This is a genomic window from Curtobacterium pusillum (assembly GCF_007673235.1).
In the GTDB taxonomy this organism is placed as follows: domain Bacteria; phylum Actinomycetota; class Actinomycetes; order Actinomycetales; family Microbacteriaceae; genus Curtobacterium; species Curtobacterium pusillum_C.
On sequence record NZ_VDZH01000002.1, the window covers coordinates 308,504 to 329,082 of the forward strand.

The following is a 20,579-nucleotide window of genomic DNA, read 5'->3' on the forward strand; positions in this document are numbered from 1 at the left end:
GTGGAACGGACTGGAGGCACGGTGCCAGCTGGCACCGCGCCTCCAGTCCGTTGGTCGGTCGCGTCTACGACAGCTTCTTGCTGTCCTCGAGCCAGCCCGCCATCTTCTGCATGTAGTCGGCCTGCGACGCGTAGTCGAGCGCCGGGAAGGTCCAGCTGTGGACCTGACCCGCCTGCAGGGCGGCGTTGTCCGCGAAGGTCGGCTGCTTCTCGAGGTCCGCGACCTGGTAGCCCTGCTGCGACAGCAGGATCACGTCGCCGGTGATCTGGCCGGCGTTCTCCCACGAGTAGATGCCCCAGTAGAAGCCCTTCGGCTTCGGGTTCACGAAGTCGACGCCGAACGAGGAGTACATCTCCAGCGACGGCTCGTCGGTCGGCCGGGTGACGTACGCGCCGTCGCCGTCGGCGTACATCGAGACCACCGAGAGGTCCTTGTCCTTGGCGACCTTCTCGAGCTCGTCGGCCGCGGTGTCGAAGCGCTTCTCGGCCTTGTCGACCGTGGACTCCTTCGCGCCGAGGGACTCCGCCAGGTCGGCGATCTTCTCGATGACGTCCTCGCCCTTGCCACCCCACTTCACCTGCACGACGGGCGCGATCGCCTGGATCTGCTTCTCCTGCTCCATGTCCTTGAAGCCGTAGCCGGGCTGCGTTTCGTCGAGCGTGCCCTTCTCGTCGGTCGGGTAGACCGAGGTCACGACGAGGTCGGGCTTGAGCGCTGCGAGCTGTTCGAGGTCGATGTCGCCGTAGGCCTCGCCGAGCTGCGTGACGCCATCGGTGTCGAGGCCCTTGAAACGGGCGTCCTTCGCCATCGTGAGCTGGCCGAAGGTGCCGACCGGCTTCAGGCCGTACTCGATGAACGAGAGCGCGATGTCGTTGAGCACCACGACGCGCTTCGGGGTGTGGTCGACCTTGACGGTCGCGCCGGTGGCGTCCTTGTACGACCACGCGCCGTCGGACGCAGCGGTGCTGCCGCTGCCGGCGGAGTCGTTCGAGCTGCTGGTGCTGGAGCAGCCGGCGAGGAGGAGGGCCGAGACGGCCACGGAGGTCACGAGGGCGGCACGGAGGGAGCCGCGGCGGGGGATCTTCACGTTAGGAGAGGCTAACCTAAGTTGCCTGCGCCCGCCAGTTCGACATCGTGGATGACCTCGTGCTCGTCGGCCTCCGGCACGATCATCGGTGCGCCGGTCACCGGGTCCGCGACGACCCGGGCGTGCAGTCCGAACGCGCGCTCCAGGAGCTCCGGGGTCAGGACGTCCGACGGGGTTCCGTCCGCGGCGACCCCGCCGTCGTGCAGGACGACGAGCCGGTCCGAGTAGCGCGCGGCGAGGGACAGGTCGTGCAGGACCATCACGACCGTCGAGCCCTGTTCGCGGTTGAGGCGGCGCACGAGCCGGAGGACCTCGAGCTGGTGCGCGAGGTCGAGGTAGGTCGTCGGTTCGTCGAGCAACAGCGTCTCCGCCTGCTGCGCGACGACCAGGGCGATCCAGGCGCGCTGCCGCTGTCCGCCGGACAGGCTCGCGACGTCACGGTGTGCGACGTCGGTGAGTCCGGTCGCGGCGATGGCCTGCTCGGCGACGTCGGCGTCGTCCGCCGTCCACGGCTTCGCCCAGGACTGGTGCGGGTTCCGGCCGCGCATCACCAGGTCGAGCACACTCGTGCCCGCCGGGGCGACGGGCGACTGCGGCAGGATCGCGAGCTTGCGGGCGACCGCGCGGTTCGGCTCGCTGCGGATCGGGACGCCGTCCAGGTGGACCTCGCCGGCCTGCGGCTTGAGCACCCGGCCGAACGCCTTGAGCAGCGTGGACTTGCCGCAGCCGTTCGCGCCGAGGAACGTCGTCACGGTGCCGCGTTCGATCCGGAGGTCCAGGTCGGCGAGCACCGGGTGGCGGTCGTAGCCGACGGACAGGCCGCGGGCTTCGAGGACGGGGGCGTCGTCCGCCGGGACGGTGTGGACGGTGCGGTTCATCGGGACATCTCCTTGCGGTGACGGACGAGCAGCCAGATCAGGTACGGGGCGCCGACGACGGTCGTGACGATGCCGACGGGCACCTGCCACGGGAACGCCGCACGGGCCAGCAGGTCCGCGGCGAGGACGAGCACGGCGCCGAGCGCCCCCGCGAGCAGGAGCGGTGGGCGGTTCGTCCCGGCGAGCCGGAGCCCGATCTGCGGCACCACGAACGCCACGAACCCGACCGGGCCGGCGGCGGCGACGGCAGCGGCGGTGAGGACGACCGCCAACGCGATCACGACGAGCCGGTGGCGCTGGACGGCCAGGCCCACGCCGGTCGCGACCTCGTCCCCGAGCTGCCCGATCCCGAGCGCCGCGCTGGTCGCCAGGGCGAGGGGGACCGCGATCGCGGCGACGACGAGCAACGGCCACACCGTGGTCCACGACGTGCTGCTGAGACTGCCGACGAGCCACTGCGACGCGGCCGCGGCTGCGGTGATCTTCGCCCGGACGAGCAGGTAGCTGGTGACGGCGTCGAGCGTCGCGCTCACGCCGATGCCGACGAGGACGAGCCGGTAGCTCTGCACGCCGCCCCGCCAGCCGAGGCCGTACACCGCGACGGCGGCGACCAGCGCACCGATGGTCGCCGCGATCGGGATACCCCCGCCGAGGACGATGGCCGACACCGAGTACGTGCCGCCGCCGAGCACGATCGCGGCCACGGCGCCGACGCTCGCGCCCGAGGTCACGCCGATGATGTCCGGCGTGCCGAGCGGGTTGCGCGTGAAGGTCTGCGTCAGCGCTCCGGCCACCCCGAGGGTCAGGCCGACGAGGGCGCCGGTGAGCACGCGCGGCAGGCGGAGGTTCTCGACGATGAAGGCGTCGGGGCCGGTCTCGAGCCCGAGCAGCGACCGCACGACCGTCACGGGGGTGATCCACGTCGAGCCGATCGCGACGCCGAGGACGACGAGCAGCAGGGCGGTGGCGAGTGCGGCGACCGTGTACCAGAAGACGCGGGGACGCCAGGCGAGGCCGACGGGGCCGACGACGACGCCGCGGCGGCCGGGGGCGGCGGGGACCGTCTCGGTCGGGGCCGCGCTCACAGGGACACCAACGATCGGCGACGGGCGACCGCGACGAACACCGGACCGCCGATGACGGCCAGGACGATGCCGACCTCGACCTCGGCGAACCCGCCGACGAGCCGGCCCACCACGTCGGCGAGCAGCACGAGCGACGCCCCGACGAGTGCGGACACGGGCAGGGTCCAGCGGTGGCCCGTGCCGACGAGGGCGCGGGCGACGTGCGGGACGGTCAGCCCGACGAAGCCGATCGGCCCCGCGGCCGCGGTCGCCCCGGCGGCGAGGAGCGTGATCCCGCCGAGGCCGACGAGCCGCGCGACGACGATGTTCTCGCCGAGGCCCTTGGCCAGGTCGGTGCCGAGGCCGAGCGCGTCGAGCGCCCGAACGTTCAGCACGGCGAGCACGAGCCCGGCGACGAGGAACGGCCACACGGCCCCGAGCACGTCGAGCTGACGGGCCGCGAGCGACCCGACCACCCAGAGCCGGTAGGCGTCGAGCGAGTCCTGGTCGGTGAGCACGATGAAGGAGGTCAGTGCGCCGAGCAGCGCCGACACCGCGGCTCCGGCGAGGGCCAGCGGGACCGGGCTCGCCGTCCCGCTGCCGGCGATCGTCACGGAGAACACGACGACGCTCGCGACGACTGCGCCGGCGAGGGCGAACCAGACGGTCGCGCCGGTGCTCGTCACGCCGAAGACGTACACGCCGATGACGACCGCGAGCCCCGCACCCGACGAGACACCGAACAGACCGGGGTCGGCGAGCGGGTTCCGGGTGTGGCCCTGCATGAGGAGTCCGGCGACGCCGAGGGCTGCACCGACGGCGGCGCCGATGAACGTGCGGGGGATCCGTGAGCCCCAGACGATCGCCTCGTCGGTGCTGCTGCCGCTCCGGGTGAGGCCGTCGAGGACCCGGTCGACACCGATCCGGTTGCTGCCGAGCAACATGCTCGCGACCGCCACCGCGGCGAGCACGACGAGCAGGCCGACGATCACCAGGACACGACGATGGACGGCGGCGCGGTGCACGCCGAGGGCATCCGTCGGGTCGACGGCGCGGGCGTCCGGAGCGGAAGCCAGGGCAGGGGTGGGGGCTGGCACGGAGATCATCTTAGGTTAGCCTTGCCTCATGGCGAAGACCCCGCGGCTCCTGCCCGAGAACCCCCGGCTCTTCCGTGCTCGTGTCGTCCGGAGCGAGCGCACGACGCCGTCGATGCAGCGCGTCACGGTGACCGGGGACGACCTGGCCGAGTTCGGCTACCTCGGCTTCGACCACTGGTTCCGGCTGTTCGTCCAGCGCCCCGACCAGGACGCGTTCCGGATGCCGGACCTCGACGGCAAGAAGTGGTGGCCGACCTTCCTCGCGATCCCCGAGGACGTCCGTCCGCACTGCGCGAACTACACCGTCGCCGAGTTCCGCGCCGAGTCGCGCGAGATGGACATCGACTTCGTCGTGCACACCGGAGCCGACGGCGAACCCGAGGGCCGCGCCGCGATCTGGGCCTGCGCCGCCCGTCCCGGCGACGAGCTGGCGATGCTCGACCAGGGCTGCATCTTCGACGTCCCCGAGGGCACGAGCGAGGTCGTCATCGCGGCCGAGGAGACGGGCCTGCCCGGCGTCGTCGGCATCGCGGCATCGCTACCCCGTGACACCGTCGGCCGCATCATCCAGGAGGTCCCCACCGCTGGGGACGTCCGTGAACTCGATGCCCCGGCCGGGGTCAGCGTGACGTGGATCGTCCGCTCGGAGACCGAGCACACCGTGCCCGGTCGGGCGGCGCTCGCCGAACTGCAGCGGCACGTGCCGGCGGACGAGCACGGGTACGCGTTCGTCGTGGGGGAGTCGACGCTCGCCACCGAGGGACGCCGCCACCTGCACCGCGCCGGCCTGCCGAAGTCCCGCATCACGTTCTCCGGGTTCTGGAAGCACGAGGCGCGCGAGTCCGTCTCCGCCTGACGTTCCGCGGGTGCTCCGCGTGACGTTCCGCGCATAGGAAGACGAATCGCTCGTAGGAGGCGGGAACTTCCTGCCTCCTACGAGCGATTCCGCTCACCATGCGCGGATCGGCACGCCCGGTCAGTGGCGTGCGCACAGACGGACTGGAGGCGCGGTGCCAGCTGGCACCGCGCCTCCAGTCCGATGTGGGGTCGCGTCAGCCCTTGAGACCGGACCCGGTCACACCCTCCACGATCTGCCGCTGGAAGATCAGGTAGAGGATGATCAGCGGCAACGCCGCCAGGATCGCCCCGGCCTGGATGTCCGCGTAGCGCTGACCGAAGCTGCCCTGGACCGTGGCGAGCCCGACCGGGATCGTCATGAGGTCCGGGTTGGACAGCACGAACAACGGCAGCAGCAGGTTGTTCCACACCCCGACGAAGGTCAGGATGGCCACCGCTGCGATGACCGGACGCGACAGCGGCAGGATCACCGACCAGTAGATCTTCCACATGCCGGCACCGTCGATGCGGGCGGCCTCCTCGAGCTCCCGAGGAATCCCGTCGAAGAACTGCTTGAAGATGAACACCGCGATGACGGCAGGGACCTGCGGGAAGATGACCGACCAGTAGGTGTTGAGCAGCCCGACCGAGTTGAGCTCCTGGAAGATCGGGATGATCAGGACCTGTGTCGGGATCATGATGCCCAGGATGATGAGCAGGAACGCGACGTTCCGCCCTCGGAAGGCGAGCCGGGACAGCGCGAACGCCGCCATCGACGCGAACAGCACCGTCAGGGCGGTCGTCACGAGGCTCGTGATGCCGCTCGCCAGGTACCAGTTCCAGATGTCGCCGGCCTGGAACAGCGCCGCGTAGGAGTGCAGCGTCGGGTTCCAGTTCGACAGGATCGAGTTGGCGCCGAGGGCCGCGACGCCGTTGTCGGACAGGGACGTCTTCAGCGCGAACAGGCTCGGGATGAGCCAGATGACCGCGAAGACGCCGAGGATGATGCCGGCGACGAGGTTGAAGCCCCTGCCTGAGACGCCGATCTTCGCGGCGTTCGCCGGTGCCGCGGCGGAGACCCCGGTGCGGAGTTTCGGGCGGTCGGTCGTGATGCTCTCGGTGGTGGTCACGTCAGGCACCCATCTCTCGCTTGGCGGCAGCGCGCTCGACGATCTGCCGGATGATCGCGATCGCGACGATCACGATGAACAGGAGCACCGATGCGGCCGATGCTGCGCCGAGTCGGTTGTCGGTGAAGCCGACGCCGGTGATGAGCTGCAGCGAGACCTGGGTCGAGATGCCCGGCCCGCCGTTCGTCATCAGGTACACCTGGTCGAAGATCTTCAGGCTCGCGATGATCTGCAGCAGGATGACGAGCGTCGTGGTGCGGCCGAGGAGCGGCAGCGTGATCGACTTGATCTGCTGCCAGTTCGAGGCGCCGTCGACGGCCGCGGCTTCGTACAGTTCGCGCGGGATCTCCTGGAGGCCGGCGAGGTAGAGCACGAAGTTGAAGCCGAGGGTCCACCACACCGTGGCGATCGCGACACCGATCATCGCGGTGTTCGGGCTCGCCAGGACGCCGGCGCCGGGGGTCAGGCCGATCGCCGACTGGATCGACGCGAACAGACCTGTCGCGGGCGTGAAGATGAACACCCAGATCAGCGAGATCGTCGCCGACGGCAGGATGAACGGCAGGAAGAACGCCAGGCGGAAGAACCACTGGCCGCGGTTCATCCGGTTCGTCAGCACGGCGAAGAGGAACGCCAGGATGACGAGCGGCGGCGTCGTGTACAGCGTGAACTGCAGGGTGTGCCAGAGCGATGACCAGAAGTCGTCGCGACTGAGCATCTCCGCGTAGTTCGCGAACCCGGCGAAGCTGCCGAGTCCGGTGCGGACGGTCGAGGTGTTGAAGAAGCTCGACACGATCATCCACACCGTGGGGCCGAGCAGGAAGGCCAGGTAGAACAGGCCGAAGGGGGCGAGGAACAGCCACCCCGAGCGGCCCTGGCCGCGCGTGAGGCTGGTCCGGTAGGAGCCGGCCCGGCGATCACGCGGCGCCGTGGCCGCGTCGGTGGGCCGGTCGAGGACAGGTGCTGTGGTCACGTCGTCGTGCCTTTCGCGCGGGCTTACAGCGGGCTCGGGGTGTTGAGGTAGGTGGACAGCTGCGACTTGATCGCGGACATGGCCTGCGCCGGGGAGCTGCTGCCCTGCTGGACGAGGGCGAGCTGCGCGCCGACCGTGTTCTCGAAGGTCGACCCCGATCCGCCGTACCAGGCCGGGTCGTCGAACACGGCGCTCTCGGCGGCCGAGGCGTAGTTCGACTGCGGCGTGAGCTTCTTGTACGCGGTGCTGTCGTAGGTCGGCATGTAGGCCGGGACGTGTCCGCCCTGCGCCCACGTGAGGCTCTGCTCGAGCATCTGCTTGATGAAGAGCATGTGCGCCTTGCGCTGCTCGGGCGTGCGGTCCTTCCTCGGGAGGATGAACGTGTGCGAGTCGGCCTGCGTCGCCGGCTTGTCGAAGAGCTGCGGGATCGGCGCCATGCCGAACTTCAGGCCCTTGATCGACTGCGCCGTGCTGATCTCCCACTCGCCCTGCATGAAGAAGCCCGCCTTGCCGGTGAACATCAGCGTCTGCGCGGTGGCGTAGTCGAGACCCTTGTTGAGCCAGCCGTTCTTGACCCACTTCTGGGTCATGTCGGTGACCTTCGTGTACGCGTCCTCGTTCACCGTGAGCTTCGAGCCGCCGTCGCTGATGAACGGCGTCGCGCCGTCGATCTGGTTGTACATCGTCCAGAAGAACCGCCACGGCGTCGCGATCTCGCTGACGTTGGCGACGTTGAGGGCCGTGCCGCCGGTGACCTTCGCGACCGCAGCGAGTGCGCTCTCGAAGGCGTCGATGCCGGTCAGGTCCTTGAGCTTGCCGTCGCTGTCGATGAGGCCGGCCTTCTGACAGACATCAACGTTGTAGAAGAGGACGAAGGGGTGGGTGTCGAGCGGGATGCAGATGTTCTTGCCGTCGGTCTTCTGCGCCGTCCAGGCCTTCTGGTTGAAGTCGCTTGCACTCAGGCCGACGCTCGCGAGGTCGTCGGACGTGATGGGGTCGAGCAGGTCGCCGTCCCAGAGCGGCTTCGCACGGGTGAGGTGGGCGATTGCGACGTCCGGCGGCTTGTTCCCGACGGTGGCCAGTGTGACCTTGGAGTAGTACGGGTTGCCCCACGCGAACGTGGTCGCCTGCAACGAGGACGAGCCTCCGTGCTGCTTGGCGTAGCCGGCCTCCATCTCCTGCATGCGAAGGCCGTCACCGCCGCCGAAGAGGTTCCAGAAGACGAGGGTCTCCGGGTTGAGCGGCGCTCCGGCGATGCCGGCGGCGAGGGGACTGGAGCAGGCGGCGAGCGGCAGGACCGTCGCGGCGGCTGCGCCCGCGGCGAGGAGGCTCCGCCGTGTGAAGGCGCCGCCTCGTGGGTGCGGGGTGGGTACGGGGATTCGGTTCGGCATGGCATCACTCCATCGGGACGGGCCGAGTCGGAGCAGGGTCGGTGCTCCGTGAGCGCTCACATTAGCGCGCGTCCCGGCGTGCCGCCACCCCTTCCTCTCGGCTGACGGCTGATCCGTGATGTTGGCGGGTGCCCCCTTTCGTGTTGCGCGGAAAGCCGCTAGCGTTTCGGGAACGTGAGCGCTCACTTTGCCGAGCGCAGGCAGCCCGACGATCGAAGGAGATCCATGCCCCGCACACACCTCGTCCTCGACGCCGCGTTCACCGTGGGGCCGGTGCGACGTCGCCTGTTCGGCGGGTTCGTCGAACACCTCGGACGCCACGTCTACGACGGCATCCACGAGCCCGCCCACGAGACCGCCGACGAGCACGGCTTCCGTCGTGACGTGGTCGACCTGGTCAAGGAACTGGGCGTGTCCGCGATCCGCTACCCCGGCGGCAACTTCGTCTCCGGGTACAAGTGGGAGGACGGGGTCGGACCCGTCGAGCAGCGCCCGCGCCGGCTCGACCTCGCCTGGCACTCGACCGAGACGAACGAGGTCGGTCTGCACGAGTTCCAGCACTGGCTCGACCAGGTCGGCTCCGAGCTCATGCTCGCGGTGAACCTCGGTACCCGCGGCACCGCCGAGGCCATCGAGCTCCTCGAGTACGCGAACATCGACGCCGGAACCGCGCTGTCCGAGTACCGCCGGTCGAACGGCCGCCAGGAGCCGTTCGCGATCAAGATGTGGTGTCTCGGCAACGAGATGGACGGCCCGTGGCAGCTCGGCCACAAGAACGCCGAGGACTACGGCAAGCTCGCCGCGATGACCGCCAAGGCCATGCGCCAGATCCAGCCCGACCTCGAGCTCGTCGCCTGCGGTTCGTCCGGCGCCTCGATGCCGACGTTCGGCGAGTGGGAGCGCACCGTGCTCGAGCACACCTACGACGACGTCGACTACATCTCCGCGCACGCCTACTACGAGGAGGACGGCGACCTCGCCTCGTTCCTCGCCTCCGGCGTCAACATGGACCACTTCATCAAGACGGTCACGACCGCCGCCGACCACGTGCAGGCGCAGAAGAAGTCCGACAAGCGGATCGACATCTCGTTCGACGAGTGGAACGTCTGGTCGCTGACGAAGTGGCACGAGCAGGCGAAGGAGTTCACGCTCGAGGAGTGGCCGGTCGCCCCGCGCCTCCTCGAGGACGTATACACCGTCGCCGACGCCGTGGTCGTCGGTGGGCTGCTCATCTCGCTGCTCCGCCACGCGGACCGGGTCGCCTCGGCTTCGCTCGCCCAGCTCGTCAACGTGATCGGCCCGATCATGACCGAGCCCGGCGGACCCGCCTGGCGCCAGACGACGTTCTTCCCGTTCTCGCTGACGTCGAAGCTCGCCAACGGCACGTCGCTGCAGGTCAAGGCCTCCGGTGACACGGTCGACGGCGGCAAGCACGGCGAGGTCCCGGTCGTCGACTCGGCGGCCACCGTCGACGCGGACGGCACGGCGGCGGTCTTCCTCGTGAACCGCCACCCGTCGGAGTCCACGACCGTCACGATCGACCTCGCCGGCCTGACGGTCGACGGCGACGTCCGTGCCGAGGGCATCTGGGACGACGACGTGCACGCGGTGAACGACCTGGCGAACACCACCCGCGTCGGGCTCCGCACCAACGAGTCCGTCCGCCGCGAGGGCGACACCGTCACGATCGAGCTCCCGCCGGTCTCCTGGACCGCCGTGTCGATCGGCTGAGACGCCTCGGCGTGCGCTCCGGCGGGCGTCGAGTGAGCACAGAGGGCGTCGGGCCGCTTCGCGGTGCCGGCGCCCTCTGCCGTGCGGGCAGTCGGTGCGTTGTTTCGCGTTGCACGACACTTCACGGGCCCCGAACGCGTGATCTGTCGCTGAGCGCGTGAGGTGCGTGGCAGCGGACGGGAGGCGCGGTGCGGGCTGGCACCGCGCCTCCCGGCCGTCACCCGGTCGCGTCTCACGCGGTGGGCGACAGTTCACGGGACGGCTGGCGCGTGAGGTGTCGGTGAGCGCGAAGAGCCGCCCCGGCGCGGGGCGGGCAGCAGCTCGCGCGGCGCGCGTCCGGCGCTCAGCCGCCCGGCGGCGTGCAGCGCACGGCGCGCGCCCGCCACGAGATCTCCTCGACGAACGCGGCGGTGTCGGGGCCGAGCGGGTCGTCCGCCGCGTCCTCGATCAGCAGGCCGAGCGCGGGGGCGAGCAGGAACGAGGTGGTCGTGGTGCTCCCGAAGGCATCGACGGTCGGGACGGCGACGGTGTCCGCGAGCCCCGCGTGCGCCAGGGCGGCGGCGTAGTCCAGCACCGCATCGGCTGCCTCGTCCGAGGTGAGGACAGCGGTCAGTCCGTAGACGATGTTCTTCATGATCCGAACGCCGAGGTGGGGAGATGAGGACCGCAGCCGACGGCTCGTCCTCCGGACACACGGAAGTGGCGCACACCCGGGGCCGGGACAGCGATCCGGCTCCGGGTGCACGGTACGCCCCGGAGGCTGATCGCGTCAGCGCACCGTCCGGGTCGGTGGGGCCGCGGTGCTGGACCGCTCGACGAGCCGGACGGGGACCAGGTCGGCCTCGGCCCGGACGCGCTGCCCGTCGATCTGGGTGAGGAGGTTCGTGACCGCTCGACGGCCGACCTCGTCGAAGGACTGGTGCACGGTGGTGAGCGGCGGCCAGAACGAGTCGGACTCGGGGGAGTCGTCGAACCCCACCACGCTGAGGGTCTCCGGCACGGCGCGACCGAGCTCGTGGGCGGCGCGGAGCACACCGAGGGCGGTCTGGTCGTTGGCGGCGAAGACGGCGGTGATCTCCGGCCGACCAGCGATCACCAGTCCGGCGCGGTACCCGGAGTCGGCGCTCCAGCCGCCGTGGAAGACCGGCGGGACCGTTCGCCCCGCGGCCTCGAGCGTGGCCTGCCAGGCGGCGAGGCGGCGTGCGGCGGAGTACGACGACTCCGGTCCGGCGACGTGCCAGACGGTCTCGTGCCCGAGGTCGAGCAGGTGCTGCGTGGCCTGCCGTGCCCCGTCGGCCTGGTCGGTGTCGATCGCGGGGTGCTGCGTCGTGCCGGTGGAGTCGACCACGACCATCGGGACGCCGTCCGGCAGCACGACCTCGGCGGTGTCGATGATGTGCGACTCGATGATGATGACGACGCCGTCGACGGCCTGCTCGTGCAGTCGGGAGAACGCCGAGCGGACGCCTTCCTCGGTCCGGGACGCCATCGGCAGCAGGGTGATCGTGAAGTCGGCGGCACCCGCGGCGTCGGCGATCGCCTCGAGCGTGCGCATGTTCCCGTACGACGCGAGGGTGAACATGATCACGCCGATGGTGCGGAACCGCCCGGAGCGCAGGGCTCGGGCGGCACGGTTCGGGCGGTACCCGAGGTCGTCCATGGCGCGCTGGACGCGGTCGCGGGTGTCCGGCGACACGTTGTCGAAGCCGCGGGCGACGCGGGACACGGTCTGCATCGAGACCCCGGCGGCCTCGGCGACGGCGGCCATCGAGGGGGAGCGGCGAGCGGCGGCCGCGGCCGCGAGTTCGGTCGTCACGATGCCCTCCGGTTCCGGGCGATGTGCCCTGCAGTTCCCGAACGCTAGCGCATGTTGACGTTGCCATGCTATCGTCGCGCCGTTCGATGTTGACGTCAACATCGACGGACCCGAACGCAGCACGACAAGGGAGTCACATGAGCACGCTCGAAGCGCGCGCAGCCGGAGCCACCGCTCCGACCGTGCCACCGCGCCGCCGCGCCAAGCCGCGCGGCAGGTACACGGGATGGCTCTTCGTCGGCCCGTTCGTCGTCGTCCTGATCGCGATGCTCATCGTGCCGATCGGGTACGCGCTCTGGCTGAGCCTGTTCCGCGACCAGCTGATCGGCGGCAACCAGTTCGTCTGGTTCGCCAACTACGTCCAGCTCTTCCAGGACGCCAAGTTCTGGTCCGGTCTCGGTCGGGTGGCCCTGTTCCTGCTCGTGCAGGTCCCGATCATGCTCGGCCTCGCGCTCGTCGCCGCCCTGGCCCTCGACAGCGCCCGGCTCTGGGGCACGTCGTTCTTCCGCATCGCCGTGTTCCTGCCGTACGCGGTCCCCGGTGTCGTCGCGGCGCTCATCTGGGGCTTCATCTACGGCAACCAGTTCGGGCTGACCGGCGCCGCGAACCACGCGCTCGGCATCGACCTGCTGCAGCCGTTCAGCCCCGACTGGGTCCTGACGTCGATCGGCAACGTGGTCACGTGGGAGTTCCTCGGCTACAACATGCTGATCTTCTACGCCGCCCTCCGGGTCGTCCCCGGTGACCTGTACGAAGCGGCCGAGCTCGACGGCGCCGGGCCCCTGCGCACGGTGTCCTCCATCAAGCTCCCCGCTCTGCGCGGCCCGATGGTGATCGCCACGATCTTCTCGATCATCGGCAGCTTCCAGCTCTTCAACGAGCCGAACCTGCTCAAGACCCTCGCCCCGAACGTCATCGGCAGCGCCTTCACCCCGAACATGTACGCCTACTCGCTGTCGTTCAGCGGCCAGCAGTTCAACTACTCCGCGACCGTCGCGATCGTCATGGGCGTGATCACCGCCGTGATCGCCTACGTCGTCCAGGTCCGCGGAACCCGCCAGGAGAACCGATGAGCACCCTGCAGCAACCCGCCGCGACCGGACCGGCCACGGTCACCGAGGCGACCACGACGCAGCGCGACCCGCGCGAGAAGGCGAGCCGCGCCTCCAGGCCGACCCGGACCCGCCGCCTGCGGAACGCAGAAGGCGGACGCAAGCAGAAGCGTTCCGGTCTCCTCACCGCGGTGATGGTCGTCTTCGTCGTCTACTCCTTCGCGCCGCTGTTCTACCTGCTCGTGAACAGCACGAAGACGCAGTCCTCGCTGCTGTCGACCTTCGGCCTGTGGTTCGGCGGGAAGTTCAACCTCTGGCAGAACATCGTCGACACGCTGACCTACAACGACGGCATCTTCGTCCAGTGGCTCGGCAACACGCTGCTCTACGTCGTCGTCGGCGCCGGCGGGGCCACGATGCTCGCCACGATCGCCGGCTACGGCATGGCGAAGTTCCAGTTCCCGGGTCGTCGCGCCGTGTTCGCCGTCGTCCTCGGCGCGATCGCCGTCCCCGGCACCGCCCTCGCCGTCCCGACGTTCCTGCTGTTCTCGCAGTTCGGCCTGACGAACACCCCGTGGGCGATCATCCTGCCGTCGCTCATCAGCCCGTTCGGCATGTACCTGATCTGGACCTACGCGGTCGACGCGATCCCCGCTGAACTCCTCGAGGCCGCCCGCATGGACGGCGCCGGCGAGTTCCGGATCTTCTTCACGATCGCGCTGCGCCTGCTCGCGCCCGGTGTCGTGACGGTCCTGCTGTTCGCGGTCGTCGCCACCTGGAACAACTACTTCCTGCCGCTCATCATGCTGAGCGACCCGAAGTGGTACCCGCTGACGGTCGGCCTGAACCAGTGGAACGCCCAGGCCACCGGCTCCGGTGCGCAGCCGATCTACAACCTCGTCGTCACGGGATCGCTCCTCACGATCATCCCGATCGTGGTCGCGTTCCTCTTCCTCCAGCGCTTCTGGCAGTCCGGCCTCGCGGCCGGGTCCGTCAAGGCCTGACCCATCGGCCTGGAGGCGCGGGGCGACCCCGCCACGCGCCTCCGGTCCGGCACACAGCAGCACCACTGCACCACCTCCCAACACGAAGAAGTGAAAGGCACCCGAATGCACAAGCGCATCCGGCGCGGGCTCAGCGCCCTCGCCATCGGCGTCACCGCCGCCATCGCCCTGGCGGCCTGCGCCTCCGGCGGTTCGTCGTCCGGCGGATCGTCCGACGACATCGACAAGGCCCTCGAGAAGGGCGGCACGCTCACGTACTGGTCGTGGACACCGTCCGCGAAGGCCCAGGTCGCCGCGTTCGAGAAGGCCTACCCCAAGGTGAAGGTCAAGCTCGTCAACGCCGGCACCGGCGCCGACCAGTACACGAAGCTGCAGAACACCGTGAAGGCCGGCTCGGGTGCCCCCGACGTCGCCCAGGTCGAGTACTACGCGCTCCCGCAGTTCGCCCTGTCCGACTCGCTGCTCGACCTGTCCTCGTACGGGTTCGGAGATCTGAAGGACAAGTTCGCTTCGAGCACGTGGAGCTCGGTGGACATGGACGGGAAGATCTACGGCCTCCCGCAGGACTCCGGCCCCATGGCGCTGTTCTACAACAAGACGGTGTTCGACAAGTACGGCATCGCCATCCCGAAGACCTGGGACGAGTACGTCGCCGCCGCCAAGAAGCTGCACGCCGCCGACCCGGACGCGTACATCACCGCGGACTCCGGCGACGCCGGGTTCACCACGAGCATGATCGCCCAGGCCGGTGGCACCCCGTTCACCACCAAGGGTGACAAGGTCACGATCAACCTCGAGGACGCCGGCACGAAGAAGTGGACGAGCACCTGGAACGAGCTCGTCGAGCAGGGCCTGCTCTCGAAGACGGTCGGCTGGACCGACGACTGGTACAAGCAGCTCGGCAACGGCCAGATCGCCACGCTCATCACCGGCGCCTGGATGCCCGGCAACCTCGAGGCGAGCGTCGCCGACGCCAGCGGTGACTGGCGCGTCGCCCCGATGCCGACCTACGACGGCACCACCGCCCAGACCGCGAACAACGGCGGCAGCGCCGAGGTCGTCATGAAGCAGTCGAAGGACCCGGCCCTCGCGGCGGGCTTCCTGAAGTGGCTGAACTCGTCGAAGGAGTCGACGAAGGTGTTCATGGAGTCCGGTGGGTTCCCGTCGACCACGGCTGACCTCGACTCGTCCGCGTTCCTCGACGAGAAGCCGGAGTACTTCGGCGGCCAGCAGATCAACAAGGTGCTCGTCGACGCGTCGAAGTCGTCCGACAACGACTTCACATACCTGCCCTACCAGGTGTACGCGAACAGCGTCTACGCGGACACCGTCGGTCAGTCGTACGAGAACGGCACCTCGCTCGAGAGCGGTCTCGCCGCCTGGCAGAAGGCCCTCGCGAAGTACGGCAAGGACCAGGGCTTCACGGTCTCGACCAAGTAGTACCGGCACCACCACCCCGGGGTCGTGCGGACACCGTCCGCACGACCCCGCTGTCTGAAAGAGTCTTCTCATGCGCTTCGCCATCGGCGACACCGACTTCCTGCTCGACGGCGAGCCGCACCGGATCCTGTCCGGCGCGATCCACTACTTCCGCGTGCACCCCGACCTGTGGGCCGACCGGATCCGCAAGGCGAAGCTGATGGGGCTCAACACCATCGAGACGTACGTCGCCTGGAACGCACACGCGCCGTCGCCCGACGTCTTCGACCTGACCGATGGGCTCGACCTGGGGCGCTTCCTCGACCTCGTCGCCGAGGAGGGCATGCACGCCATCGTCCGGCCCGGCCCCTACATCTGCGCCGAGTGGACGAACGGCGGGCTGCCGTACTGGCTCTTCACCGACGGTACGGTCGGGGTCCGGCGTGACGAGCCGGGGTTCCTGGGGGCAGTCTCCTCGTACCTGCAGGCGTTGGCACCGGTGCTGGTCCCGAGGCAGATCGACCACGGCGGTCCGATCGTCCTCGTGCAGGTCGAGAACGAGTACGGCGCGTACGGCTCCGACCCCGTGTACCTGCAGAAGCTCGAGGCGATGCACCGCGCGATCGGGCTCACCGTCCCCTTCACGAGCGTCGACCAGCCGATGGGCACGATGCTCGAGGACGGTTCGCTGCCGTCGTTGCACAAGACCGGGTCCTTCGGGTCCCGCTCGACCTCACGCCTGGAACGACTCCGACAGGCCCAGCCGACCGGACCGCTGATGTGCTCGGAGTTCTGGGACGGCTGGTTCGACAGCTGGGGTGAGCACCACCACACCACGCCCGCCGCTGCCTCGGCGTCGGACCTGGACGACCTGCTCGCCGCCGGGGGGTCGGTGAACATCTACATGTTCCACGGCGGCACGAACTTCGGCTTCACGAACGGCGCGAACGACAAGGGCGTGTACCGGCCGATCGCGACGTCGTACGACTACGACGCACCGCTCGACGAGGCCGGTCGGCCCACCGCGAAGTTCCATGCCTTCCGTTCGGTGATCGAGCGCTACGCGCCCGTCCCGGTGCTGCCGGCATCGATGGAGCCCGGTGGATCCGGTCGCCTAGAATCGTATGCCTATTCAAGCGACAGCCTGGAGGCACGGGTCGCCCCCGCCACGGACCTCGCCGTCCGCCTCGACCGCGTCGCGTCGCTCCGGTCCCTGCTGCCCGCGCTCACCGACTGGTCGACGCACGACACCCCGCCGACGTTCGACGCGCTCGGCGCCGCCTCCGGCTTCGTGCTGTACCGGACCGAGGTCGACCTGCCGTCCGGCGGCGTGCTCACCGTCGGGGACGAGGTACGCGACCGCGCAATCGTCTCGGTCGACGGCACCGTCGTCGGGGTCCTCGAACGCGAACACCACGACCGCGCGATCGCGCTCCCGGCGGTGACGGGCACGCTCGAGCTCCTCGTCGAGGACCAGGGCCGCGTCGACTACGGCCCACGCATCGGCGAGCCGAAGGGCCTGATCGGCGGGATCGCCGTCGACGGGGTCCCGCTCGCCCGGTGGAGTGCGTCGCCCCTGGCCCTCGACCCGATGCCCGAGGCCGCGCTGACGATCCTCGCCGACGCCCTGCCCACCGACGGCAACGCCCTCGCCGGACCGGTGTTCGCCACGGGGTCGTTCGACCTCGACTCCGCCGACGACCGGTACCTGCGCCTCGACGGGTTCCGGAAGGGCGTCGCCTGGGTGAACGGGTTCTGCCTCGGCCGGTACTGGTCACGGGGGCCGCAGCGCACCCTGGCCGTGCCCGGGCCGGTGCTCCGTGCCGGGCGGAACGACGTCGTCGTGCTCGAGCTGCACGCCTCGGCCGCCCGCACCGTGCAGATGCTGGCGGAGCCGGACCTCGGTCACACGGAGGCGTAGCCCCGGGCTGTTCCGCGCGGAGGAGGTCGTTTCGCGCACAGGGCACCGAATCGCGCGTAGGAGGCCGGACGTTCCTGCCCCCTACGCGCGATTCCGCTTTGTACGTCGAGCGTGATGGGACGGATCAGACCGCTGGTGCGCCCGCCCACCGGCGTACTTCGAGCAGCGCTTCCCGTCGCCAGCGCCACAGCGGAGCGAATATCGTCCCGTCGTCCCGCCACGCACTGGTCAGCATCCAGATCTGCCGCCGGTGCTCGGCTCCGGATGCGTCGTGCCACTCCACCAATGCATCGTCCAGCACAGCGGAGATCCCAGCTCGTGGTGCGGTCCACGACACGAGGAACCCGTCGTAGCGGAGCGCGTCGTGCGACAGGTGCACGGCGACACGGCCCAGGCGGATCGTCGTCCAGAGCCCGCCGGCCACGAACGCAGTACCGACGACGAGGACGAACACCCTCGCCGAGGCTCCCGGGACGAACGCGACGGTGGCAAGCGAGATGCCGGTGCCGATCCAGACCAGCCCGAACACGATGAACGCGAGCACGCGGTCGAGCCGGGGCGGTCGCAGCGTGGTCACCGGGCGTCGCCGTCGTCTGCGTCGAGCTCGGCGAGAGCAGCGCGCGCATCGGCGATCCGGTCGGCCTCGGGGCGCTCCCACCACTCGGGGCCGCGCTCGCCCAGTCCGTGCTTCGCCACTCCGTTGCGACGGCGCGCGTCGGCGAGTGCTGCGTCGTCGCCCGCCCGCTTCGCCTGCTTGACGGCGTTCCGCCCACGACCGAGGTGCGACCGGAGCGCGGCGGCGACGTCCTCGGGGAGCGCCGGGTCGGTCCGACGCCATCGCCGACCGTCGACGACGAAGAAGTGCTCGTCCGGTTCGCTCATGCCCCCAGCCTGCACCGTCGGTGGTGCCGGGTAGACAGGAGCCGATGACCGAAGCGCGCACCCGACCGATGCTCGACGTCCGCCGCATCTACGCCGAGCCGGCCGCGCTCGAGCTCCCGCGCGGGCAAGAGGTCGTGGGGCGCTGGCCCGATGCCGAGATCGTCCCCGTCGACTCACACTGGAACATCCCCGAGGTACATGGCGACGAGCGGAACGTCCAGCGGTGGGTCCGGATCAAGACCGAGGCGCTGGTGCTCGGGGTGAAGAAGTCGCTCGTCACCCGGCCGAACGGGCGCTCCGCCGACTTCATCGCGCCGTCGACCGCGAACGGCTGCGCCATGGCGTGCGCGTACTGCTACGTGCCGCGGCGCAAGGGGTACAGCAACCCGGTGACGGTGTTCGCCAACATCGACCAGATCACCAAGCACGTGGCCCGGAACATCGCGAAGCAGGGGCCGAAGGTCGAGCCGAACCAGTGCGACCCCGACGCGTGGGTCTACGACATCGGCGAGAACAGCGACTGCTCCGTCGACGCGATGATCAGCGACAACGTGCGGGACCTGTGCGACCTGTTCCGGATGACCCCGACTGCGAAGGCGTCCTTCGCGACGAAGTACGTGAACCGGGACCTGCTCGACTGGGACCCCCTGGGACGGACACGCATCCGCTTCTCGCTGATGCCGCACGAGACCGCGAAGGTCACCGACATCCGCACGAGCCCGATCGCCGAGCGGATCGCCGCGGTGAACGACTTCGTCGAGGCCGGGTTCGAGGTCCACCTCAACTTCTCGCCCATCATCCTGACGCCCACGTGGGAGTCCGACTGGGCCGAGCTGCTCCGGCAGGTCGACGACGTCCTGTCGCCCGCGGCGAAGGCGCAGCTCGCGGCCGAGGTGATCTTCCTCACCCACAACCAACCCCTGCACGAGGTGAACCTCGGCTGGCACCCGAAGGCCGAGGACCTGCTGTGGCGGCCGGACCTGCAGGAACAGAAGGTGTCGCAGAACGGTGCCGTGAACGTGCGCTACCGCTCCGGGATGAAGGGGCAGCTGGTCGAGCGGTTCCGCGAGCTCGTCGCGGAGCACCTGCCGAGCTGCCGCATCCGCTACGCCTTCTGACGCGTCGTCGGCTGATGCCGTTCGGCCAGGGCTCGCCGCACCTGGTCGCCGCGGAGGGGCCGGGCGCGCAGTGGCTCGCGGGTCACTTCCGGAGCGCGGAGGGCATCGAGCGCGAGGTCGACCCACCGGCGGAACGCGTCCGGGGCCACCCGGCCGAAGGTGCCGATCGTGGTGGCGATCGACAGCTGCACCATCGCGACGTCGGCGAGCACGGCGTCCGTTCGAACGGCGCCGGCGTGCTGCGCGGCGCGGAACAGCGCATCGATGCCGTCCTGCACGCGGACCCGGAGGTCGAGCAACGTCGGAGCATCTCGGTAGTCGGTCGTCATCAGGTCGCTGAAGCCGGTGTTCCGGGCCTCGATCTCGGCCGTCTCGCGGACGAAGGTCGCGAACCCGGACCACGGGTCGTCGGCGGACATCGTCCGGCATCGGTCGACGAGGTCGAGCACTTCCTGCATCGGCTCCGTGAGGACTGCCTCCCACAGCGCTGCGCGCGTGGGGAAGTGGCGGTACAGGGTCGCGTTGCCGAGTCCGGCCGCGACCGCGATCGGTTCGAGTGCAGCCTGGAGGCCGTGCTCGCCGAACGCAGTACGGGCCGCGTCGACGAGCGCCTGACGGTTGCGCGCGACGTCGCGACGTGGTGGGCGCGGGTCATCGGTCACGATCCGAGCCTAGATCTGCGAACCGGGAATACGGGGAGTGCTCCCCGTATTGAAACGGGGACAACCGTCCGTTTCGCACTTGGAGTCACCGTGCACATCGCAGCAGTCGTCCTCTCACTCGTCCTCGCCCTCGCCATGCTCGGGTCCGGGGTGATGAAGCTCATCCGGAACCCGCGCATCGTCGCCTCGATGGAGAAGGTGCACGTCACCCCGCCGCAGATGATCGTTCTCGGCCTGCTCGAGGTCGCCGCAACCGTCGGGCTCGTCGTCGGGCTGTGGTGGACCCCGCTCGCGATCGCCGCAGCCATCGGCTCGGTGGTCTACTTCGCAGGAGCCGTCGTCGCCCACCTCCGCGCGCACGACCGCGACCTGCAGGGAGCCGTCGTGCTCCTGGCGCTCTCGGTCGCGACCCTGGTGGTGCTCCTGCTCGCGTGAGCCGGGAAGCGCCGGACGCCGGACGTCGGGCACGGGGAGGAGCATCCTTGCACCACGGATGTCGTCCCAGCCCCGGACCGAC

The 20,579-nt window shown here is 69.8% G+C and carries 20 protein-coding genes; 8 read left to right on the forward strand and 12 right to left on the reverse strand.

Going from position 1 to position 20,579, the window contains the following annotated elements; genetic code table 11:
* Positions 1–64: 64 nt before the first annotated feature.
* Genes FS532_RS06180 through FS532_RS06195 form a run of 4 tightly spaced genes read right to left on the reverse strand, consistent with a single transcriptional unit; the run spans position 65 to position 4,126 of the window.
* Positions 65–1,087 carry an ABC transporter substrate-binding protein gene (locus FS532_RS06180; RefSeq protein ID WP_144751460.1) on the reverse strand — a complete coding sequence of 341 codons (1,023 nt, stop codon included), beginning with the start codon at positions 1,085–1,087 and terminating at the stop codon, positions 65–67.
* 11 nt (positions 1,088–1,098) lie between these two features.
* Entirely contained in the window at positions 1,099–1,965 is an 867-nt protein-coding gene (locus tag FS532_RS06185; RefSeq protein WP_144751464.1) for an ABC transporter ATP-binding protein, read from the reverse strand.
* Positions 1,962–3,050: a FecCD family ABC transporter permease gene (locus FS532_RS06190; RefSeq protein WP_260852590.1), complete on the reverse strand. Its 1,089-nt coding sequence runs from the start codon at positions 3,048–3,050 to the stop codon at positions 1,962–1,964. The genes FS532_RS06185 and FS532_RS06190 overlap by 4 nt, the downstream gene beginning before the upstream one ends.
* Positions 3,047–4,126, reverse strand: coding sequence for a FecCD family ABC transporter permease (locus FS532_RS06195; RefSeq protein WP_260852591.1), 1,080 nt, complete (start codon positions 4,124–4,126; stop codon positions 3,047–3,049). Before FS532_RS06195 ends, FS532_RS06190 begins: the two co-directional genes overlap by 4 nt.
* Before the next feature lie 28 nt (positions 4,127–4,154).
* Between FS532_RS06195 and FS532_RS06200 the strand changes: the two genes are divergently transcribed.
* Complete coding sequence (locus tag FS532_RS06200) at positions 4,155–4,982, forward strand: siderophore-interacting protein (RefSeq protein ID WP_144751470.1); 828 nt, start codon at positions 4,155–4,157, stop codon at positions 4,980–4,982.
* A gap of 196 nt (positions 4,983–5,178) precedes the next feature.
* Here FS532_RS06200 and FS532_RS06205 read toward each other — a convergent pair whose 3' ends face one another.
* Genes FS532_RS06205 through FS532_RS06215 form a run of 3 tightly spaced genes read right to left on the reverse strand, consistent with a single transcriptional unit; the run spans position 5,179 to position 8,457 of the window.
* Entirely contained in the window at positions 5,179–6,093 is a 915-nt protein-coding gene (locus tag FS532_RS06205) for a carbohydrate ABC transporter permease (RefSeq protein WP_144751473.1), read from the reverse strand.
* Position 6,094: 1 nt separating this feature from the next.
* Positions 6,095–7,066: a carbohydrate ABC transporter permease gene (locus FS532_RS06210; RefSeq protein ID WP_144751476.1), complete on the reverse strand. Its 972-nt coding sequence runs from the start codon at positions 7,064–7,066 to the stop codon at positions 6,095–6,097.
* 23 nt (positions 7,067–7,089) lie between these two features.
* Entirely contained in the window at positions 7,090–8,457 is a 1,368-nt protein-coding gene (locus FS532_RS06215) for an extracellular solute-binding protein (protein WP_144751479.1), read from the reverse strand.
* 225 nt (positions 8,458–8,682) lie between these two features.
* On the opposite strand from FS532_RS06215, the gene arfA reads away from it, so the two are divergent.
* The gene (arfA, locus tag FS532_RS06220; protein WP_144751482.1) at positions 8,683–10,188 is read left to right on the forward strand and encodes an arabinosylfuranosidase ArfA; all 1,506 of its coding nucleotides are present in this window, start codon (positions 8,683–8,685) and stop codon (positions 10,186–10,188) included.
* Positions 10,189–10,531: 343 nt separating this feature from the next.
* Here arfA and FS532_RS06225 read toward each other — a convergent pair whose 3' ends face one another.
* Positions 10,532–10,822 carry a hypothetical protein gene (locus FS532_RS06225; protein WP_144751485.1) on the reverse strand — a complete coding sequence of 97 codons (291 nt, stop codon included), beginning with the start codon at positions 10,820–10,822 and terminating at the stop codon, positions 10,532–10,534.
* A 135-nt stretch (positions 10,823–10,957) separates the two neighbouring features.
* Positions 10,958–11,956 carry a LacI family DNA-binding transcriptional regulator gene (locus FS532_RS06230; RefSeq protein ID WP_144752582.1) on the reverse strand — a complete coding sequence of 333 codons (999 nt, stop codon included), beginning with the start codon at positions 11,954–11,956 and terminating at the stop codon, positions 10,958–10,960.
* A gap of 185 nt (positions 11,957–12,141) precedes the next feature.
* On the opposite strand from FS532_RS06230, the gene FS532_RS06235 reads away from it, so the two are divergent.
* From FS532_RS06235 to FS532_RS06250, 4 genes are all read left to right on the forward strand, one after another.
* The gene (locus FS532_RS06235; RefSeq protein WP_144751488.1) at positions 12,142–13,077 is read left to right on the forward strand and encodes a carbohydrate ABC transporter permease; all 936 of its coding nucleotides are present in this window, start codon (positions 12,142–12,144) and stop codon (positions 13,075–13,077) included.
* Positions 13,074–14,060, forward strand: coding sequence for a carbohydrate ABC transporter permease (locus FS532_RS06240; protein WP_222121944.1), 987 nt, complete (start codon positions 13,074–13,076; stop codon positions 14,058–14,060). The genes FS532_RS06235 and FS532_RS06240 overlap by 4 nt, the downstream gene beginning before the upstream one ends.
* Positions 14,061–14,165: 105 nt before the next feature.
* Positions 14,166–15,500 (forward strand): ABC transporter substrate-binding protein, encoded by a 1,335-nt coding sequence (locus FS532_RS06245; RefSeq protein ID WP_144751490.1) that lies wholly within the window; start codon positions 14,166–14,168, stop codon positions 15,498–15,500.
* Positions 15,501–15,570: 70 nt separating this feature from the next.
* Entirely contained in the window at positions 15,571–17,400 is a 1,830-nt protein-coding gene (locus FS532_RS06250) for a glycoside hydrolase family 35 protein (RefSeq protein WP_144751493.1), read from the forward strand.
* Between the two features lie 124 nt (positions 17,401–17,524).
* On the opposite strand, the gene FS532_RS06255 is transcribed toward FS532_RS06250, so the two are convergent.
* Positions 17,525–17,977 carry a hypothetical protein gene (locus tag FS532_RS06255; protein ID WP_144751496.1) on the reverse strand — a complete coding sequence of 151 codons (453 nt, stop codon included), beginning with the start codon at positions 17,975–17,977 and terminating at the stop codon, positions 17,525–17,527.
* Positions 17,974–18,282 carry a biopolymer transporter Tol gene (locus FS532_RS06260; protein WP_144751499.1) on the reverse strand — a complete coding sequence of 103 codons (309 nt, stop codon included), beginning with the start codon at positions 18,280–18,282 and terminating at the stop codon, positions 17,974–17,976. Before FS532_RS06260 ends, FS532_RS06255 begins: the two co-directional genes overlap by 4 nt.
* 44 nt (positions 18,283–18,326) lie before the next feature.
* Here FS532_RS06260 and FS532_RS06265 point away from each other — a divergent pair, with 44 nt between their 5' ends.
* The gene (locus FS532_RS06265; RefSeq protein ID WP_260852593.1) at positions 18,327–19,400 is read left to right on the forward strand and encodes a spore photoproduct lyase family protein; all 1,074 of its coding nucleotides are present in this window, start codon (positions 18,327–18,329) and stop codon (positions 19,398–19,400) included.
* On the opposite strand, the gene FS532_RS06270 is transcribed toward FS532_RS06265, so the two are convergent.
* Positions 19,388–20,062, reverse strand: a complete 675-nt coding sequence (locus tag FS532_RS06270; RefSeq protein WP_144751502.1) for a TetR/AcrR family transcriptional regulator — start codon at positions 20,060–20,062, stop codon at positions 19,388–19,390. The two genes, FS532_RS06265 and FS532_RS06270, sit on opposite strands and share 13 nt — an antisense overlap.
* A gap of 90 nt (positions 20,063–20,152) precedes the next feature.
* On the opposite strand from FS532_RS06270, the gene FS532_RS06275 reads away from it, so the two are divergent.
* Positions 20,153–20,497, forward strand: coding sequence for a DoxX family protein (locus tag FS532_RS06275; protein ID WP_144751505.1), 345 nt, complete (start codon positions 20,153–20,155; stop codon positions 20,495–20,497).
* The last annotated feature ends 82 nt before the right edge of the window (positions 20,498–20,579 follow it).

Bases quoted from the DNA above. Each gene is read 5' to 3' on its own strand.
- FS532_RS06185 (WP_144751464.1), bottom strand. From the start codon at position 1,965: ATGAACCGCACCGTCCACACCGTCCCGGCGGACGACGCCCCCGTCCTC.
- FS532_RS06200 (WP_144751470.1), top strand. From the start codon at position 4,155: ATGGCGAAGACCCCGCGGCTCCTGCCCGAGAACCCCCGGCTCTTCCGT.
- FS532_RS06215 (WP_144751479.1), bottom strand. From the start codon at position 8,457: ATGCCGAACCGAATCCCCGTACCCACCCCGCACCCACGAGGCGGCGCC.
- arfA (WP_144751482.1), top strand. From the start codon at position 8,683: ATGCCCCGCACACACCTCGTCCTCGACGCCGCGTTCACCGTGGGGCCG.
- FS532_RS06225 (WP_144751485.1), bottom strand. From the start codon at position 10,822: ATGAAGAACATCGTCTACGGACTGACCGCTGTCCTCACCTCGGACGAG.
- FS532_RS06230 (WP_144752582.1), bottom strand. From the start codon at position 11,956: ATGGCCGCCGTCGCCGAGGCCGCCGGGGTCTCGATGCAGACCGTGTCC.
- FS532_RS06235 (WP_144751488.1), top strand. From the start codon at position 12,142: ATGAGCACGCTCGAAGCGCGCGCAGCCGGAGCCACCGCTCCGACCGTG.
- FS532_RS06240 (WP_222121944.1), top strand. From the start codon at position 13,074: ATGAGCACCCTGCAGCAACCCGCCGCGACCGGACCGGCCACGGTCACC.
- FS532_RS06245 (WP_144751490.1), top strand. From the start codon at position 14,166: ATGCACAAGCGCATCCGGCGCGGGCTCAGCGCCCTCGCCATCGGCGTC.
- FS532_RS06250 (WP_144751493.1), top strand. From the start codon at position 15,571: ATGCGCTTCGCCATCGGCGACACCGACTTCCTGCTCGACGGCGAGCCG.
- FS532_RS06260 (WP_144751499.1), bottom strand. From the start codon at position 18,282: ATGAGCGAACCGGACGAGCACTTCTTCGTCGTCGACGGTCGGCGATGG.
- FS532_RS06265 (WP_260852593.1), top strand. From the start codon at position 18,327: ATGACCGAAGCGCGCACCCGACCGATGCTCGACGTCCGCCGCATCTAC.